Origin of the sequence: Janthinobacterium fluminis, from assembly GCF_028595325.1 — a bacterium.
In the GTDB taxonomy this organism is placed as follows: Bacteria; Pseudomonadota; Gammaproteobacteria; order Burkholderiales; family Burkholderiaceae_D; genus Janthinobacterium; species Janthinobacterium fluminis.
The window spans coordinates 318,567-334,703 of sequence record NZ_JAQQXR010000002.1 but is presented as its reverse complement, the minus strand read 5'-3'; the positions used below and the strand labels follow the sequence as shown (position 1 = coordinate 334,703).

At 64.1% G+C, this 16,137-nt stretch carries 18 protein-coding genes; 8 read left to right on the top strand and 10 right to left on the bottom strand.

From position 1 onward, the window contains the following. Positions 1 to 30: 30 nt before the first annotated feature. Positions 31 to 357, bottom strand: a complete 327-nt coding sequence (locus tag OIK44_RS07310) for a hypothetical protein (RefSeq protein WP_273670067.1) — start codon at positions 355 to 357, stop codon at positions 31 to 33. 249 nt (positions 358 to 606) lie between these two features. On the opposite strand from OIK44_RS07310, the gene OIK44_RS07305 reads away from it, so the two are divergent. Continuing rightward, positions 607 to 1,248, top strand: a complete 642-nt coding sequence (locus tag OIK44_RS07305; protein ID WP_273670066.1) for a hypothetical protein — start codon at positions 607 to 609, stop codon at positions 1,246 to 1,248. 6 nt (positions 1,249 to 1,254) lie between these two features. Here OIK44_RS07305 and OIK44_RS07300 read toward each other — a convergent pair whose 3' ends face one another. After that, positions 1,255 to 2,505: an MFS transporter gene (locus tag OIK44_RS07300; protein ID WP_273670065.1), complete on the bottom strand. Its 1,251-nt coding sequence runs from the start codon at positions 2,503 to 2,505 to the stop codon at positions 1,255 to 1,257. 105 nt (positions 2,506 to 2,610) lie between these two features. On the opposite strand from OIK44_RS07300, the gene OIK44_RS07295 reads away from it, so the two are divergent. Continuing rightward, positions 2,611 to 3,507 (top strand): LysR substrate-binding domain-containing protein, encoded by an 897-nt coding sequence (locus OIK44_RS07295; protein WP_273670064.1) that lies wholly within the window; start codon positions 2,611 to 2,613, stop codon positions 3,505 to 3,507. A gap of 172 nt (positions 3,508 to 3,679) precedes the next feature. Here the strand turns inward: OIK44_RS07295 and OIK44_RS07290 are convergent, their stop codons facing one another. The 4 genes from OIK44_RS07290 to OIK44_RS07275 all read right to left on the bottom strand — a co-directional run bounded on the left by OIK44_RS07290 (position 3,680) and on the right by OIK44_RS07275 (position 6,253). After that, entirely contained in the window at positions 3,680 to 4,549 is an 870-nt protein-coding gene (locus OIK44_RS07290; RefSeq protein ID WP_273670063.1) for a DUF6178 family protein, read from the bottom strand. Positions 4,550 to 4,563: 14 nt separating this feature from the next. After that, entirely contained in the window at positions 4,564 to 5,343 is a 780-nt protein-coding gene (locus OIK44_RS07285; protein ID WP_273670062.1) for a hypothetical protein, read from the bottom strand. Further along, on the bottom strand, positions 5,333 to 5,845 hold the full coding sequence (locus OIK44_RS07280; RefSeq protein WP_273670061.1) for a hypothetical protein: 513 nt from the start codon (positions 5,843 to 5,845) through the stop codon (positions 5,333 to 5,335). The genes OIK44_RS07285 and OIK44_RS07280 overlap by 11 nt, the downstream gene beginning before the upstream one ends. Positions 5,846 to 5,962: 117 nt before the next feature. Then, on the bottom strand, positions 5,963 to 6,253 hold the full coding sequence (locus OIK44_RS07275) for a DnaJ domain-containing protein (protein ID WP_273670060.1): 291 nt from the start codon (positions 6,251 to 6,253) through the stop codon (positions 5,963 to 5,965). Between the two features lie 201 nt (positions 6,254 to 6,454). On the opposite strand from OIK44_RS07275, the gene OIK44_RS07270 reads away from it, so the two are divergent. From OIK44_RS07270 to OIK44_RS07250, 5 genes are all read left to right on the top strand, one after another. Further along, positions 6,455 to 8,227 carry a glutamine--tRNA ligase/YqeY domain fusion protein gene (locus OIK44_RS07270; protein WP_273670059.1) on the top strand — a complete coding sequence of 591 codons (1,773 nt, stop codon included), beginning with the start codon at positions 6,455 to 6,457 and terminating at the stop codon, positions 8,225 to 8,227. Between the two features lie 202 nt (positions 8,228 to 8,429). After that, positions 8,430 to 10,286, top strand: a complete 1,857-nt coding sequence (locus OIK44_RS07265; RefSeq protein ID WP_273670058.1) for a CHASE domain-containing protein — start codon at positions 8,430 to 8,432, stop codon at positions 10,284 to 10,286. A 207-nt stretch (positions 10,287 to 10,493) separates the two neighbouring features. Further along, complete coding sequence (locus OIK44_RS07260) at positions 10,494 to 11,285, top strand: glycine-rich domain-containing protein (RefSeq protein WP_273670057.1); 792 nt, start codon at positions 10,494 to 10,496, stop codon at positions 11,283 to 11,285. Positions 11,286 to 11,623: 338 nt separating this feature from the next. After that, complete coding sequence (locus OIK44_RS07255; protein ID WP_273670056.1) at positions 11,624 to 12,421, top strand: hypothetical protein; 798 nt, start codon at positions 11,624 to 11,626, stop codon at positions 12,419 to 12,421. A 292-nt stretch (positions 12,422 to 12,713) separates the two neighbouring features. Beyond that, a complete protein-coding gene (locus tag OIK44_RS07250; protein ID WP_273670055.1) occupies positions 12,714 to 12,896 on the top strand; it encodes a hypothetical protein in 183 nt (60 codons plus the stop codon). 121 nt (positions 12,897 to 13,017) lie between these two features. Here OIK44_RS07250 and OIK44_RS07245 read toward each other — a convergent pair whose 3' ends face one another. The 4 genes from OIK44_RS07245 to OIK44_RS07230 all read right to left on the bottom strand — a co-directional run bounded on the left by OIK44_RS07245 (position 13,018) and on the right by OIK44_RS07230 (position 15,082). Beyond that, positions 13,018 to 13,257, bottom strand: coding sequence for a hypothetical protein (locus tag OIK44_RS07245; protein ID WP_420213831.1), 240 nt, complete (start codon positions 13,255 to 13,257; stop codon positions 13,018 to 13,020). A 257-nt stretch (positions 13,258 to 13,514) separates the two neighbouring features. Beyond that, entirely contained in the window at positions 13,515 to 13,754 is a 240-nt protein-coding gene (locus tag OIK44_RS07240) for a hypothetical protein (protein WP_273670054.1), read from the bottom strand. A 195-nt stretch (positions 13,755 to 13,949) separates the two neighbouring features. Continuing rightward, the gene (locus tag OIK44_RS07235) at positions 13,950 to 14,159 is read right to left on the bottom strand and encodes a hypothetical protein (RefSeq protein ID WP_273670053.1); all 210 of its coding nucleotides are present in this window, start codon (positions 14,157 to 14,159) and stop codon (positions 13,950 to 13,952) included. A 35-nt stretch (positions 14,160 to 14,194) separates the two neighbouring features. After that, a complete protein-coding gene (locus OIK44_RS07230) occupies positions 14,195 to 15,082 on the bottom strand; it encodes a Rossmann-fold NAD(P)-binding domain-containing protein (RefSeq protein WP_273670052.1) in 888 nt (295 codons plus the stop codon). Between the two features lie 12 nt (positions 15,083 to 15,094). Between OIK44_RS07230 and OIK44_RS07225 the strand changes: the two genes are divergently transcribed. After that, on the top strand, positions 15,095 to 16,120 hold the full coding sequence (locus tag OIK44_RS07225; protein ID WP_273670051.1) for a CDP-6-deoxy-delta-3,4-glucoseen reductase: 1,026 nt from the start codon (positions 15,095 to 15,097) through the stop codon (positions 16,118 to 16,120). Positions 16,121 to 16,137: the final 17 nt, after the last annotated feature.

Genomic DNA, 16,137 nt, shown 5'->3' with positions numbered 1-16,137 from the left:
AACTGCCGGCCGCGGCATGGGCGCCAGCGCCTAGTGCAGTTGATGTTTCAATTCCGACAGCTCGTCGTGCACTCTCAGCACGGCATTTTTCATTTGCGGCGTCAGCTTGGCGTCGCTGCCGCAGACTTGCTTGGCGCGGTCGCCCAGTTGCTCCAGGTCGTCGACCACTTTGCGGATGCGCATTTCGTCGCGCGACTGGATCGCCTCCTGCGCCAGGTCGGATTGCCGGTCCAGCCGCTGTATGCAATCCCGCAACTCGCTGGGCAGATTCCGTTCGGCGGAACAAGCCTGCGAGGCTTGCCCAATGGCTTGCTGAATCGTATTAAAGCGCTGTTGGATTTCATTCGCTTGTAGCATGATTAGCCTCCTTGTCTATCCCGGGCACCAAAGGTGCGCCCGTATTCGATTAGACGGGGGTGGCGTGGCCGAAGTTTCCGACAGGCCCAGTCCGCTTCGCGGCATTTTTGCGTCACCGCAAATAATGCGCGCAGGACGAGGCGGCAAGTCAAACCGCGCGGCAAGAACTTTGTAAGCAAGCGTTACGGGTTATGCAACTATCATTTTAATAAGATACATTGCAGCAACTCTTTTACCGCGCCGCCGACGATGACAACAAACCTGAACGCGCCGCGCATCGGCATCGGCCTGCTGGCCGCCACGCTGCATCTGGCGCTGTTGTATGCCTTCCTGCAAAACCGCCCCGTGCCGCCCGCCGAAGCGGCGCAAGCCGAGCGGCCGGCGATCCAATGGCTGCGGCTGGCGCCAACGCCCCCAAGCCGGGCCGTGGCGGCGCGGCCGCCCTCGCCGCCGCCACGGCTGGCGGCGCGCCCCCCCGAGGCGCCGCAACGCAGCGCGCCCGCGCCCGTCCAGGCGCAGGCGCCCGCGCCGGAAACGCCCACGGCGGCGCCGGAAATCATCGTCGAGGCGGCCCCCGCCCGTCTCAGCGCCGACGAAATCCTGCGTCTCGCCAAACGCGATATCGGCAAAATCGACAAGGATTTGCGCAGGGAATTTCCCTCGCGGGGAGAGCCGGCGCCGCTGGACACGCCGCAGGCTCGGCTGGAACGGGGTTTCGCGGCGGCCCACGCGGCCGTGCCGCCGAAATGGTATCAGGGAGCCAAGATGGAGGAATTGACGCCGCGGGGCAACAGCACCGCCCGCACCTATAAAATCAGCAGCGCCTTGCTGACATACTGCATCACCATCACGGCCGAGGGCCAGCGCCACTACCACAACTGCCCGAGCTGAACGGTGTCAGGGCACGGCCAGGGCCGGCGCGCGCGGTCCCAGCGGCGCCAGATTGCGCAGCCGCAGCGCAATCAGCAATGCCAGCCCCAGGCCGGCGGCCAGCGCCGCCACCACGCCGGACCAGCCGTCGCGCGCCCACAACAGCCCGGACAGCGAGCCGACGGCGCTGGAACCGAGGTAGTAAAAGAACAGATACAGGGCCGACGCCAGCGCCTGAGGCGCGCGCGCCCGCCGTCCAACCCAGCTGCTGGCGACCGAGTGCGCGGCGAAGAAACCGAAGGTAAACAGCGCCATGCCGGCGATGATCACGGGCAGCGAATCCGCCAGCGTCAGCAGCAAGCCGGCCAGCATCGCCGACAGCAGCATCCACAGCACGCCACGGCGGCCCAGCCGGTCGACCAGGCGGCCGGCCCAGACGGCGCTGACGATGCCGATCAGATACAGCAGCGCAATGGCGCCGACCGTGCTCTGGCTCAGCTTGAACGGCGCCGCCAGCAGGCGGTAAGCGATGTAGTTGTACATGCTGACGAAGCAGCCCATCAGCAGGAAAGCCAGCAAGAACAAGCTGGGCAGGCCGGCATCGCCCAGGTGGCGGCGCAAACCGGCCGGCAGCGCGCGCCAGCCGTCGGCGCTGGCGACGAAGTTTTTCGAGCGCGGCAGGCTGCGCCAGAACTCGACCGCCGCGCACAGGCCCAGCACGCCCATCAGCGCCAGCGCCGCGCGCCACGACCAGATGTCGCTGAGCACGGCCACGAGGACGCGGCCGGCCATGCCGCCGAAGGCGCTGCCGGAGATGTACAAGCCCATCGACAGGCCCAGCGACGGCGCCTCGATCTCCTCGGCCAGATAGGCCATGGCGATGGCTGGCATGCCGCCCAGCGCGAGGCCGAGCGCGGCGCGCATCAGCAGCAACTGCGGGTAGGAGCGGGCGAAGGCGCATAGCAGCGTCATCAAGGCGGCGACGGCCAGCGCCGCCACCATCAGCGGCTTGCGCCCGAGCCGGTCGGAAACGGCGCTGGTCAGCAGCAGCGACACGGCCAGCGCCGCCGTGGCGATCGACAGCGCCCCGCTGCTTTGCGCCGGCGTCAGCGCGAACTCGCGCGACAGCAGCGGCATCAGCGGCTGCACGCAATACAACAGCGCGAACGTGGCGAAACCGCCGAAAAACAAGGCTCGGTTACTGCGCCGGAACTCCGGCGTGCCGGCGGCGATGGCCGGGCGCGCGGACGGCGCGGTGGGGATGGTGGAAGCGGACATGGTGGCGGACAGGAAAAAAGCGGCGACAAACCATCATAAGATTGCGTATTAATATCGTCCAATATATATTCAAGTCATTACTCATACTTTAAACAGATAACAAACATGGAATTGCGCCACCTGCGCTACTTCGTCGCCGTCGCCGAAGAACTGCACTTCACCCGCGCCGCCGAGCGCCTGCACATCGGCCAGCCGCCGCTGAGCCAGCAAATCCAGGCGCTGGAGGCGGAACTGGGCGCGCAACTGTTCGAGCGCAGCAAGCGCTGGGTGCGGCTGACGGAAGCGGGCCGGCTCTTCCTCGACGACGCCAGGCGCATCCTGGCGCTGGCGGAACAGGCGGCCGTGACGGCGCGCCGGGCCCAGCGCGGCGAAGCGGGCGAGCTGCGCATCGGCTTCACGTTCTCGACGCCGTTCACGCCGCTGTTCGCCACCGTCATCAACCGCTACCGCCAGCGCTTTCCGCTGGTCAGGCTGACGCTGCACGAAATGGCCACGCTGCCGCAGATCGAGGCGATCGGCCAGCGCACGCTGGACCTGGGCTTCGTGCGCCCGCCGGAAGTGGCGATCCCCGCCAGCGTCAGCCTGAGCACCCTGCGCCAGGACCCGCTGCGGCTGGTGCTGCCGAGCGCCCACCCGCTGGCCGCCCAGGCCAGCATCGCGATCCGGGAACTGGCCGGACAAGCCTTCGTCATGTACCCGAAAGACGCCGGCACCGGCATCTACCCGCAGATCTTCCGGCTGTGCCGGGCCGCCGGCTTCGTGCCCCACATCGCCCAGGAGGCGGGCGAAGCGTCGACCATCATCGGCCTGGTGGCGGCCGGCTGCGGCATCTCGGTGCTGCCGGCCTCGTTCGACCGCATCCACATGGACGGCGTCTGCTACCGGCCCATCGCCGACCCGGCGGCGACCACCAGCCTGCTGCTGGCGCGGCTGCAGGGCCAGAGCGCGCCGCTGGTCGACGCCTTCATCGCGCTCGCTGCCGAGGCCGCCCAAGCCGGCTAAAAGCAAGGGGACAGACCACGATTTCCGGGAAATCTTTCCCGGAAATTGTGGTCTGTCCCCCGCTGTTGCCGCAACTCAGGCGTAGTCGACGTCATGGACCAAGGGGACAGACCACGATTTCCGGGGGAATCTTTCCCGGAAATCGTGGTCTGTCCCCCGCTGTTGCGGCAACTCAGGCGTAGTCGGCGTCGAGCTCGGAGCCGGCGTAGTTTTCCAGTTGCTCGAACAGTTTTTTCATGCTGGTGCGCGTGAGGATTTGCTGGATCACCGTGCAGTGCGTGCGGTAGGCGTCGATGCGGTCGCGCAGCACCTCGTGGTGCTGCACCGGCACCTTGGCCAGCAGCGCCGCCCAGCCCGCCTCGAAGTCGGGCTTGTTCTTGCGCACCGAGCGCACCAGGCGCTCGAATTCCTTCTGGCCGGTGCGCGCGACGATGCCGCCGCCCTCGATGGCGAAGATGACGGCCAGCGCGATGACGCCCTCGGCGTTCAGGTCGGCGTCGCTGACGGGGCCGCGGTCATTGTGCCGGCGCAGCCAGCCGGCCAGGCGCACGATGGCTTGCACGTCCTTGCGCTGCTTGAGTTGCTGCGCGTATTTCTCCGGCCCGTTCCAGTTCTTGTTCGGGTCGGCGCTGCACAGGTCGACGAACAGGTCGCGCAAGCGGCGCTGCACGTAGACGGGGTCCAGGTCGTATTCGCCGACGAGGGCGTCTTCGGGCAGTTGCGACAGCTCGCGCACGAGGCGGAAGCCGGCCTGGAAGGCGTGCTCGGCGCCGTGCTCGACGAGGAAGTCGAGCGCGGCCTGGTCGCCGTCGTGCATCAGCGCGTGCTCCAGCCCCAGCGAGACGCCGCCGACGGTCAGGTACAGGGCCTTCTGGATGCCCTCGGCCGTGCGCTCGTTGGTGAACTTTTCCGCCACCATCGCCGTGATGCCGGTCAGCTCATCGGCCAGGCTGGCGGCCGCGTCGGGGCGCGGATCGTGCGCCAGCAACTTGATGGCGCGCACCAGGCGCGGCAGGTTTTCTGCGACGATGGCAGGCAGCATGGTGTCGCCGGCCATCAGGAGAAGATGCCGGTGCCCAGGCTGCGCCGGGCGCCCGGTTTGGCCACGCCGCTGCGCGTGCTCGGCACTTGCTTGCGCAAGCGGTACAGCAATTCCTTGGTGCTGCGCTGCAGGAAGGCCGGCTCTTCGTCCGGATCGTCGCTGAACTCGGCGTCGACCAGGTCGCCGCTGTGGCGGAAGTCGGGGAACAGCTCGAACAGCGAGCGGTCCCAGCCGTCCTCATTGGCTTGCGCCAGTTCGATGGCCAGCGGCACGACGTCGTTGTCGGACGAGGTCTGGCCCGTGATGTAGGGGCCCTTGACGAGGATTTCGCCGGCCACTTCGAGGATTTCCTTGGGCGCCATCGAGAACAGGATGGCGAAGGCCGTCGCGCCCCAGTCCGTCGCCGAGGCTTCGAACAGCAGCGCGCGGCGGCGCTCGGCGTCCTCGGCCGAGAAGACGATGCCGTGGATGTGGGCGAACAGGGCCTCGGCGATGCGCTCCGGGTCGTCCTCGATCTGGTCGTCGCTCCAGGTGGCGGCGATGAAGGCCAGGCTGTCGGCCCAGGCCTTGGGCGGCACCAGCAGCGTCGCCAGCGACATCTTGCCGCCGTCGAAGCCGGCCAGGTGCAAGGCCGTCACCTGCGGCGGGATGCTGCCGAGCACCTCGACGACGGCCAGGTCGCCGTACTGATCGGCGGCGTCGGAAAACGCCTGCTCGGCGTGGCCCAGCGAGCCGGCCAGCACCAGCTCGGTGACTTGCCTGGTCAGCGCCGGAAGATTGCTGTTATCTGCCATTGTCGTCTCCGTCTTGGTCAAACATTTGCGCGAAATCGTCGTTGACGTCGTCCTCGTCCTGCACGTCGTCGCCGTCGTCGTTGACGCCGAGTTGCTCGAGCGACTGGTCCTCGTCGTCCCACAGCCGCGGGTTCTTGTACAGGAAGGCCGTGATGATGGCCTGGCGCGCCAGGTCGGGGAAGCTGTCGCCGATGGCCGCGTACATCTTGGCCGCCTCGGCGCCGGCGCAGGAGGCCATGGCGAACACGGGGCCGGGCGCGCCCATCTCATAGTCCTCGCTGGCGGCCAGCAAGCCCTTCGGGTTGTTGAACTCGATGTGGTCGACCAGCGCGAAGCTGAGCATGTTGACGTCCTCAATGCCGCCGCCGCTGGCGTACTCGCTGACGAGGGCGCTGACCATGCTCTGGTAATTCTTGCGGTTAGGCGGGTCGCCCAGAATGCCTTCGATCTGGCCGCCCAGCTCGCGCGACTGATAGGCAAATTCGGGGTGTACTCTTCTCATGTTCTTCTTTCCAATGTAATGCATGGCGCCGCAGGCGGCGCCGCTCTCGATGATGGTTAAAACCGGCCGGGCCGGCCAGCCGAGGCGGCTAGCCGGGGCGCCCGGCGGGGGGCCGCCTCAGGCCGGCAAGCTGGTGCCGTGCAGGCTGAACACGGCGCGCCACAGCGCATACGCTTCCGCCTCCGGATCGATGATGATGCGGTGGTTCACGCTTTGGTTGTATTCCGCGCGCTTGACAGGGTCGGACAGGATTTCGTAGGCTTTCGTGATGCTCTTGAAGCGTTGCTCCGCGCCGGGCGCCGTGTTGCGGTCGGGGTGGAAGCGCATCGCCAGCGAGCGGTACACCTTCTTGATTTCGTCGTCGCTGGCATTGGGAGGGACGCCAAGGACATTGTATAAATTTTCCATATGGACACTCCAGGACGTATGCCAAAACAATTAAAGACGAATTATCCTATAGAAAACGGCCGCCGTCCCGCCGCCCGCGCGAAATGGCGGCGCGGCGGCGCGGATTTCCGCAAATATTGCCGCCTGCCCCCAACGGCGGCGATAAACGCGGGCGCTTACGGTAAAATGCCGGCAACCTGTCACTTCCAAAGCACTTAACACATGAGCAACGATAAAAACAACAGCGCGCCGGCAGCACCGGTGCTGACGTCCAATTTCCTGCGCGCCATCGTCGAGAGCGATCTGGCAGCCGGCACCCACACGCGCACCGGCCTGCCGCCGGTCATCACGCGCTTCCCGCCCGAGCCGAACGGCTACCTGCACATCGGCCACGCCAAATCGATCTGCGTGAACTTCGGCCTGGCGCGCGACTTCGGCGGCCGCTGCAACCTGCGCTTCGACGACACCAACCCGGCCAAGGAAGAGCAGGAATACGTCGACACCATCATCGACAGCGTCAAGTGGCTGGGCTTCAACTGGGAGTCAGACGGCCCTGACGGCACGGAAAACCACCTGCACTACGCCAGCGACTACTTCGAGCAGTTGTACGCGATGGCCGAATACCTGATCACGGCCGGCTTCGCCTATGTCGACAGCCAGAGCGCCGACGAGATGGCGGCCAACCGCGGCAATTTCAACCAGCCCGGCAAGAACTCGCCCTTCCGCAACCGTCCGGCCGATGAGTCGCTGGCCCTGTTCCGCGCCATGCGCGCCGGCCAGTTCCCGGACGGCGCGCACATCCTGCGCGCCAAGGTCAGCGAGGACGCCATGGCGGCGCCGAACATGAACCTGCGCGACCCGGCCATCTACCGCATCCGCCACGCCCACCACCACCGCACGGGCGACGCCTGGTGCATCTACCCGATGTACGACTACACGCACCCGATTTCGGACGCGCTGGAAAACATCACCCACTCCGTCTGCACGCTGGAGTTCCAGGACCACCGGCCGTTCTACGACTGGCTGCTGGAGACGCTGTCGGCCGGCGGCTTCTTCCGCCTGCCGGTGCCGCGCCAGTACGAATTCGCCCGCCTGAACCTCACCTACGTCGTCACCAGCAAGCGCAAGCTGCGCCAACTGGTCGACGAGGGCATCGTCGACGGCTGGGACGATCCGCGCATGCCGACCCTGGTCGGCCTGCGCCGGCGCGGCTTCACGCCCGATTCGGTGCAACTGTTTTGCGAGCGGATCGGCGTGACCAAGTCGGACGGCTGGATCGACATGAGCACCTTCGAGGGCTGCCTGCGCGAAGACCTGGACCCGAAGGCGCCGCGCGCCTCCGCCGTGCTGCGCCCGCTCAAGCTGGTGATCGACAATTTCGCCGACGGCGAGAGCGTCGCGTGCGAGTCGCCCGTGCACCCGCACTTCCCCGAGCGCGGCCTGCGCAGCTTCCCGCTGACCAAGCACCTGTGGATAGAGGAAGACGACTTCATGGAAGTGCCGAGCAAGGGCTATTTCCGCCTGTATCCGCCGAGCGGCGACAAGCCGGGCAGCCGCGTGCGCCTGCGCTACGGCTTCGTCGTCGAATGCACGGGTTTTGACAAGGACGAGAACGGCAAGGTCGTCGCCGTCCATTGCAATTACTTCGAGGACAGCCGCTCGGGCACGGACGGCAGCGCCACCTACAAGGTCAAGGGCAACATCCACTGGGTCAGCGCGGCCACCGCGCTGGAGGCCGAAGTGCGCCTGTACGACCGCCTGTTCACCATCCCCCAGCCCGACGCCGGCGGCAAGGACTTCAAACTGGCGCTGAACCCGAACGCCAAGGAAGTGGTGCGCGCCTATCTGGAGCCGGGCATGGCGGCGGCGCTGCCGGAGCAGCGCTTCCAGTTCGAGCGGCACGGCTATTTCATCGCCGACCACGTCGACTCGACGCCGGGCAAACCCGTCTTCAACCGCATCGTCACCCTCAAGGACAGCTGGGCCGCCAAGTAAGCGCGGCGCCCCGCCAGCGAACCCGCTCCGGCGGGTTTTTTTACGCCCGCGCCCGTCCGAATATCCCGCGCGCAGCAAAAGCTTGTTGACGGACTTGCCATTGGTTTGTATATTACACATTGTTAAAAAAGTTTCAACAATGCAAAGTTTTCCGGCCTGAGGATGCAGCACTGCACGGCAGACTTGGATACACGATCTCCTGATGCGGCTGACGATGCTTTCCTTCATGGGCAAGAAAAATAAGTTTTCCCCCAAGCGGCCGATCTGGTGGATCGGCGTGCTGCTGTCGTCCTGCGTCGGGCTGCTGTTCTACCTGACGGCGTCGAAGTCGATCGAGGCCGACTCGAACCAGCGCTTCAAGAACCTGGCGCACACGGCCCAGTACAGCATAGGCGCGCGCATCAAGTCGTATGCCGACTTGCTGCGCGGCACAGCCAGCCTGTTCCAAGTCTCGGAAAACATTACCCGCCTGCAGTTCCGCCACTACGTGGACGGCCTGTCGCTGGAAGAACATTACCCAGCCATTGAAACGATTAATTTCGCCAAGTTTGTCACCGAGGAAGAGCGCCCCGCTTTCGAGGCCAAGGTGCACCGCGATGAAGCCATCTATGACGGCTACCCGCCGTTTGTCCTGAAACCGACGGGCAAGCGCCCCAACTACTCGGTGCTGACCTATATGGAGCCGATCGCCAACGCGCCGGAAATATTCGGTGTCGATGTCGCCGCCCAGCCTTTCCGCGCCAGGGCGCTGGAAGAGTCGCGCGACAGCGGCGAGGTCAGCAACTCCGGCCACCTGATCGTCGTACCGGGCCGGCCCGCGATGAAGGCCCTGGCAATGCGCCTGCCCATCTACCGCGCCGGCATGCCCACGGGTAACGTCGCCGAGCGCCGCGCCGCCTACATCGGCTCGATCGGCGTCGGCTTCAATCTGCAGTCGCTGGTGCAGGGCGTGCTCAGCGAATTGCCGGTGCGCTCGGTGCACGTGGCCCTGTATGACGGCGGCACTGCCGCCCAGCCCAAGCTGCGCGGCGCCGGCGCGCTGGTGTTCGACAGCCAGACGGCGCTGCCGCCGGCGCTGCAGTGGACGCCATCGGCCCGCAGCACGCTGTCGACGACGGTGCCCATCAACTACAATGGGCGCCTGTGGCAAGCCCACTTCAGCGTCAGAAAGAACGATCTCTACACACGCTTCGACATTTACTTTCCCTGGCTGGCGATGCTGGCCGGCTCCATCGGCGCGATGCTGATCTATGCCCTGTTCCACACGCTGTCGTCGTCGCGCATGCGGGCCATCCAGATGGCCAAGGCGATGACCCAGGAGTTGCGCGACAGCCAGGCCAAGCTGCAAATCTCCCACCAGAAGTTGCGCCGCCTGGCCGCCCACGCCGACCACATCAAGGAAGAAGAGCGCAAGCGCATCGCCCGCGAAATCCACGACGACCTCGGCCAGAACCTGCTGGTGCTGCGCATCGATGCCGACATGCTGGCCTCGCGCACCGAGCGCCGCCACCCGCGCCTGAACGCGCGCGCCCGCTCGACGCTGAGCCAGATCGACGCCACCATCAAGAGCGTGCGCCACATCATCAACGACTTGCGCCCGACCGTACTCGACCTGGGCTTGAACGCGGCCGTCGAGTGGCAGATCGCCGAGTTCCGCCGCCGCACCGGCATCGTCTGCGAATTGAATGAAAACCAGACCGACATCCGCCTCAACGACCATTGTGCGACGGCATTTTTCCGCATCCTGCAGGAATCGCTGAGCAATATCTCGCAACACGCCAAGGCCAGCCTGGTGCAGGTCGAACTGAAAAAGGACGGCGACATCCTGTCGATGACGGTCAAGGACAATGGCATCGGCGTGCTCAAGGAGGGCCGCAACAAGGTCGGCTCCTTCGGCCTGGTCGGCATCGAGGAGCGCATCAAAATACTCGGTGGTAAGTTCTCAATCAAAAGCAGCTATGGCGCCGGCATGACGGTGATGGTGTCGGTGCCGATCAAGGCCGATCCGGCCTACCCGTACCTGGAAGAACAAGCTGAACTGGATGACCACTTGGCATGATGCGAGCGCCTCCAGACCGCGCCGCCCTTGCCGCCGTAGGATTCGGTAACGGTGGCCCAAGAATTTTCCGACAGAACATTGATCTATATCAATGTTGCTCTTTCATCCAGGAGGAAAATGAAAACAATGCTCTGCGTCAACATGACGTCAATTGCAGAGTTCTCACGTCCAAGCTGCGCGATAACCGTCTCCCAAAGGAAGCCAATCATGACATCTAACAACAATTTCAAAGCAATCACAGAACTGGATCTGGACGCGATCAAAGTAAAGCTCATGCATAAGGAGTCCGGTGAAGGCTGGAGCCTGGAAAAAGCCAATGCCATGGAGTTTGAGTATCGTCGCTTTCTGATACTGATGAAACAATACCCAACTGAGCAAACGGCGCCCTTGTTCGATGTCGACATCTTCTGGCACTACCATATTCTTGACACCCTGAAATATGCTGTCGATTGCGAAGCGATATTCGGCTATTTCCTGCATCACTTCCCCTATGTCGGCCTGCGCGGCGAGGCCGACGAAGAAGTGCATCAACGCCACGGCGACCGGATGAAGGAATTGTACGAGGCAACGTTTGGCGAGGCTTACATCCGTGATACGGCAGAAGACAAAGCAGCATTCTCGACCCGCGTTGCGCTCGACGGTGCGCCGCAAACGGCATTCTCGACCCGTGTTGCCGCAGACGCCAAGCCGCTGACGGCATTCTCGACCCGCGTTGCCGCCGACGCCAAGCCGCAGACGGCGTTCTCGACCCGCGTTGCCGCCGACGCCAAGCCGCAGACGGCGTTCTCGACCCGCGTCGCCGCCGACGCTAAGCCGCAGACGGCGTTCTCGACCCGCGTTGCCGCCGACGCCAAGCCGCAGACGGCATTCTCGACCCGTGTTGCCGCCGACGCCAAGCCACAGACGGCGTTCTCGACCCGCGTTGCCGTCGACGCCGCAGCCCAAGAAGCACGCGCCAGCTTCTATACCAACCGCCCGACCCTGCCTGCAAGCAACTGATAAAGGACGCTCCGGAGCCCATCCCGGCTCCGGAGCCGAGCACAACGCTATAACACCGCAGCGCCCCTCCCACCGCCACCCCGCCGTTTCCCGAACGCAACACCCATTGAAATTCGGGTTGAAATCACGCCGCGTTTGCCTATACTAAGGAAGTTGTCGCAAGACAACTTGCCTCAAGTAATTTTTCATTACACTTCCCGTAAGCACTCCAGTTCAGCGGTGTGCCGATATCAGCCGAGTTCACCTGCACAGCGCGCGGGGATAAATGGCGATATCCAGTAAGCATCATTGCCGTTTTCATATTCCGAACAGTCGACTTTCCAAAAGGACTATCACTCATGAATTCGAATGACAACTTCCAAGCCATTGCCGCCCTCGATTTGGACCCGATCAAGGTCAAGCTGATGCACCAGGAATCCGGCGAAGGCTGGTCGCTGGAAAAAGCCAACGCGGTCGAGTTTGAATACCGCCGTTTCCTCTACCTGATGAAAATTTTCCCGGCCGAAGCGACGGCGCCGCTGTTCGACGTCGACACCTTCTGGCACTACCACATCCTCGACACGATGAAATATGCCGTCGATTGCGAGCAAGTCTTCGGCTACTTCCTGCACCACTTCCCCTATGTCGGCTTGCGCGGCGAGGCCGACCTGGAAGCCCACCACCGCGTTGGCGAGCGCATGAAGGAATTGTACGAAGAAACATTTGGCGACGACTATCTACGCTCGGCGGCGACGATGGAATCGGCCGGCGCGGCGCAAACTGCCTTTTCCAGCGCAGCGGCGAACACGGCCTTCTCCAGCGCCGCCGTACAAACGGCATTTTCCAGCCGGGCGCCGGCGACCGCCTTCTCCAGCGCCGCCGTGAAGACGGCCTTCTCCAGCGCGGCGACCAAAACGGCGTTCTCCAGCGCCGCCGTGCAGACCGCGTTTTCCAGTGCCTCCGCAAAAACGGCCTTTTCCAGCGCCGCCGTGAAGACGGCGTTCTCCAGCCGGGCGCCGGCAACCGCCTTCTCCAGCGCGGCCGTCAACACGGCGTTTTCCAGCCGGGCGCCGGCAACGGCATTTTCCAGCGCGGCCTCCGCCGGCGAGGCAAACCGCTTCTATATGGACCGCCCGGCATTGACGCCGCAGGCATAGGCCAGGCCCCTGGCGCACTGAAAGCGGCGGCGTCACGCGGGAAGCCCCCGCGTGTTGCCGCCGTTTTTCTTGCCACGGAGGCAGGCCGGCGGCCAGGCGGCGACGCTTGAGGCGCGACAAAGCCCGCCTACGCGGCGCAAACTTTAGGTTGAATTCAGGCAGAGCTTGAATATACTGAGGAAGTTGATGTGCATCAACTTGATCCGGAAGAGAGATATCTACGCGATGTTGTGGCAGACGCCGGCATCGCGGGGTCGGTAGCGCTGTTCACCATCGTTGAGCCGAGGGCATCATGACAGTTAGCACTATTTCAAGCAACAAGGCCGCGGTGCAGATCGCGCCGCAGAAACCGCCGGAAACGACACAGCAGGTAAAACCGCCACCGCCGCCACCGCCGCCTCGCGAGGTGGCGCCCACGTCCACCGTGAACACCAACGGCCAGACCACGGGCACGACGATTAGTACGACAGCCTGAGCATTTCAACTAAGTGGCAAGTTGCGGCGCCGGACGCCGCATTGCTATTTTTTGCTACGCACTAGTGCTGCGCAGACCGGCACGGCAGCCGCGATGGCCGCCGCATGCCGGCAGACGGCGTTTAAGCGGCCATCATTTCGCGCAGTTCGCGTATGCTGAAATCGCTGATTTCGTGCATGCGAATGAGGATGGTCGCGCCGATCGGCAGCGTGTTGTGGCGGATTTTGCTGATCACCGGCGGCGCCACTTCCAGCGCGCGCGACAATGCCGCGTCGTTTTTCAGCTGCAGTTTTTCGATGATGGCATCCAACACGCGGTTTGGATTGTAGGTAGGCAATGCTGTAATTTGTTTGATAGTCATGATTGAATCCGAACTTGTTGTATTTTTGCAAAAATATGACGCCGGAACGCCTATCCTTGCCAGAACCACGTGGTGACACGCCAAAAAATCCCTGTGGTTTATGCGGTTTTTCCCGCACGGGCCGTATAATACACGAAATTGTTAGTTTTTGCTTAACTAACAGGTATTTTGTGATTATTGAAGAGATTTGACGCGCATCAGATGTGATAGAGAATACTCCAAAAACGGCAAGCGTGCTTAAATTCTATTGAAATCTATCAATGTGTACCGCTGACGCCACCGGCGCGAAACAGCCATTCGACGGCCAGCAGGGTCGTGAGTTGGGCGATTTCGGCGGGAAAAAACCATGCCTGCGTGCCGCAGGATGAAAAATCGACATTGCTCCAGCCGAGCTGGCGGCGGATTTCCGCCGGCGTCGGCGGCGGTTTGCGGGCGCCCTCGCGCTGGTGCATATAGGCCCGGACTTGCTCTTTGGTCGGATGAGTGATGTGAGGCATCGCACGCTCCCAATAGAAGGCCGCGCCCTCTGGCGGGGCGGACCGGAATTGCCAACTACTAGCAAACTACAGCCGCCTGATGACGACTTTGCTCACGATATCGTGTCGTGAGCGTATGACGTTTGAGGTGCGTCAAAAAATGGTGCATCGCACCAAATCATGCCACATCCACCCCGCCGGGTGGAAAAAAGATGCTTATTTGGCCTTTTTCAGGCTCGCCTCATACAACACTTTGGCATCCTTGTGGGCGCGGTCCAGATTGCGCATCGTATCGTTCTTGTCATGCACGACGAAATAATTGCCCGCCTGCGCGTTGACGACCAGCTTGATCGCCGCCTCATCGCTCAGCAAGTATTTTTCCGTGATCAGCGTGGTGACTTCGTCCAGGTATTCTTCATAGGTCATGTGGGGCATCCTCTGTGTTGCTGCTTAATAATTCACTATTTTACTCTCTGTCGCAGGGCATCCGCGACCCGCGCGTAGCGCAGCCGCACGCCCAGCTCGTCCTTGATGCGGCGGTTCAGCATGCGGCGCGACTCCGACATGAAGGACAGCAACACCGGCGAGACCGCCTCGCGCAACGCGGCGCGGGGCAGCCGCGGCGACCGCGGCAAGGCGTGGGCGTCGGCCACGGCATCGAAATAGTCGGCCATCTTCATGTCGCTGTCGTCGACGGCGTGGTAGACCCGGCCCGGCAACCCGCGGAACAGGGCCCGCGCGATGATGTGCGCCAGATCGTCGGCGTGGATGTGGTTGCTGTACACATCGTCGGCCGCGTCCAGCGCCGGCGTGCCCAGCTGCAAGCGCTTGAGCGGCAGGCGCTCGGCCGCGTAAATGCCCGGCACGCGCAAAATCGACAGGACGCTGTGGCTGCCCCTGGCCCAGGCGCGCAGCACGCGTTCGGCGTCGACGCGGCGTTTGGCCCGCTCATTGCTCGGCGCGACGGCGCGCGTCTCGTCGATGACGGCGCCGCCGCAATCGCCGTAGACGCCGCTGGTGCTGACGTAAACGAGGCGCGCGCGCTCAGGTAAAATGGCGCATACATTGCGCGTGCGCCGGTCCAGCATGCCGTCGGCCCGCGGCGGCGCCAGGTGCACGATGCGCGAGGCCAGGCCGGACAGCCGCGCCAGGCTGGCGCGGTCGTCGAGGTCGGCAACGACGGGGATGGCGCCGGCGGCGCGCAATTCGGCGCGGCGGCCCGGCTGGCTGGTCACGGCGAAGACGCGGAAGCGCCCGCGCAGCAAGGGCAGCAAACGCATGCCGACGTCGCCGCAGCCGAGAATGAGCAGGCGCGGCCGATGAATACTGTGAGTGATTGTGTTTTTCATTTCAAGGATTGTATGACTTTTCAAATTACCGTTCAGCCCAGCGGCCACCAGTTTAGCTGCGACGCGGACGAAACGGTGCTGGCGGCGGCGATACGGGCCGGCGTCGGCCTACCTTATGGCTGCAAAAACGGCGCCTGCGGCTCGTGCAAGGGCAAGGTTGTGCGCGGCAGCGTGCAGCACAAGGCGCACCAGCAGCGCGCCCTGACGGTGGACGAGGAAGCGGCCGGCATGTCGCTGTTCTGCTGCGCCACCACCAGCGCCGACCTCGTCATCGAAGCGCGCGAAGTGGCCGGCAGCAGCGACTACCCGATCAAGAAGATGCCCTCGCGCGTGACCAGCATCGAGAAAGTGGCGCCCGACGTCGTCGTGCTGACGCTGCAACTGCCCGCCAACGAGCGCCTGCAATACCGCGCCGGCCAGTACATCGAATTCATGCTGCGCGACGGCAAGCGGCGCAGTTACAGCATGGCCAGCGCGCCCGACGGCGAGGGCCCGCTGACCCTGCACATCCGCCACATGCCGGGCGGCCTGTTCACCGAATCCGTGTTCAACACGATGAAGGAGCGCGACATCCTGCGCTTCGAGGGCCCGCTCGGCACCTTCTTCCTGCGCGAAGACTCGGACAAACCGATCGTGCTGCTGGCCTCGGGCACCGGCTTTGCGCCCATCAAGGCCATCGTCGAGCACATGATCCACCTGAAGTCGCCGCGGCCCATGCTGCTGTACTGGGGCGGACGGCGGCCGCAGGACTTGTACATGGACGCGCTGTGCCGCCGGTGGGCGGCCGAACTGCCGAACTTCCAGTACGTGCCGGTCGTCTCCGACGCCCAGCCGGACGACCAGTGGCAGGGGCGCGGCGGTTTCGTCCACCGCGCCGTCATCGACGACCTGCCCGACCTGTCGGGCCACCAGGTGTACGCCTGCGGCGCGCCGGTCGTCGTCGATTCCGCCAAGCGCGATTTCGTGCAGCTGTGCAAGCTGCCGGAGGAAGAGTTCTACGCCGACGCCTTCACCACCGAGGCCGACCTGGCCAAGTAAGCAAACGCGGCGGCGCC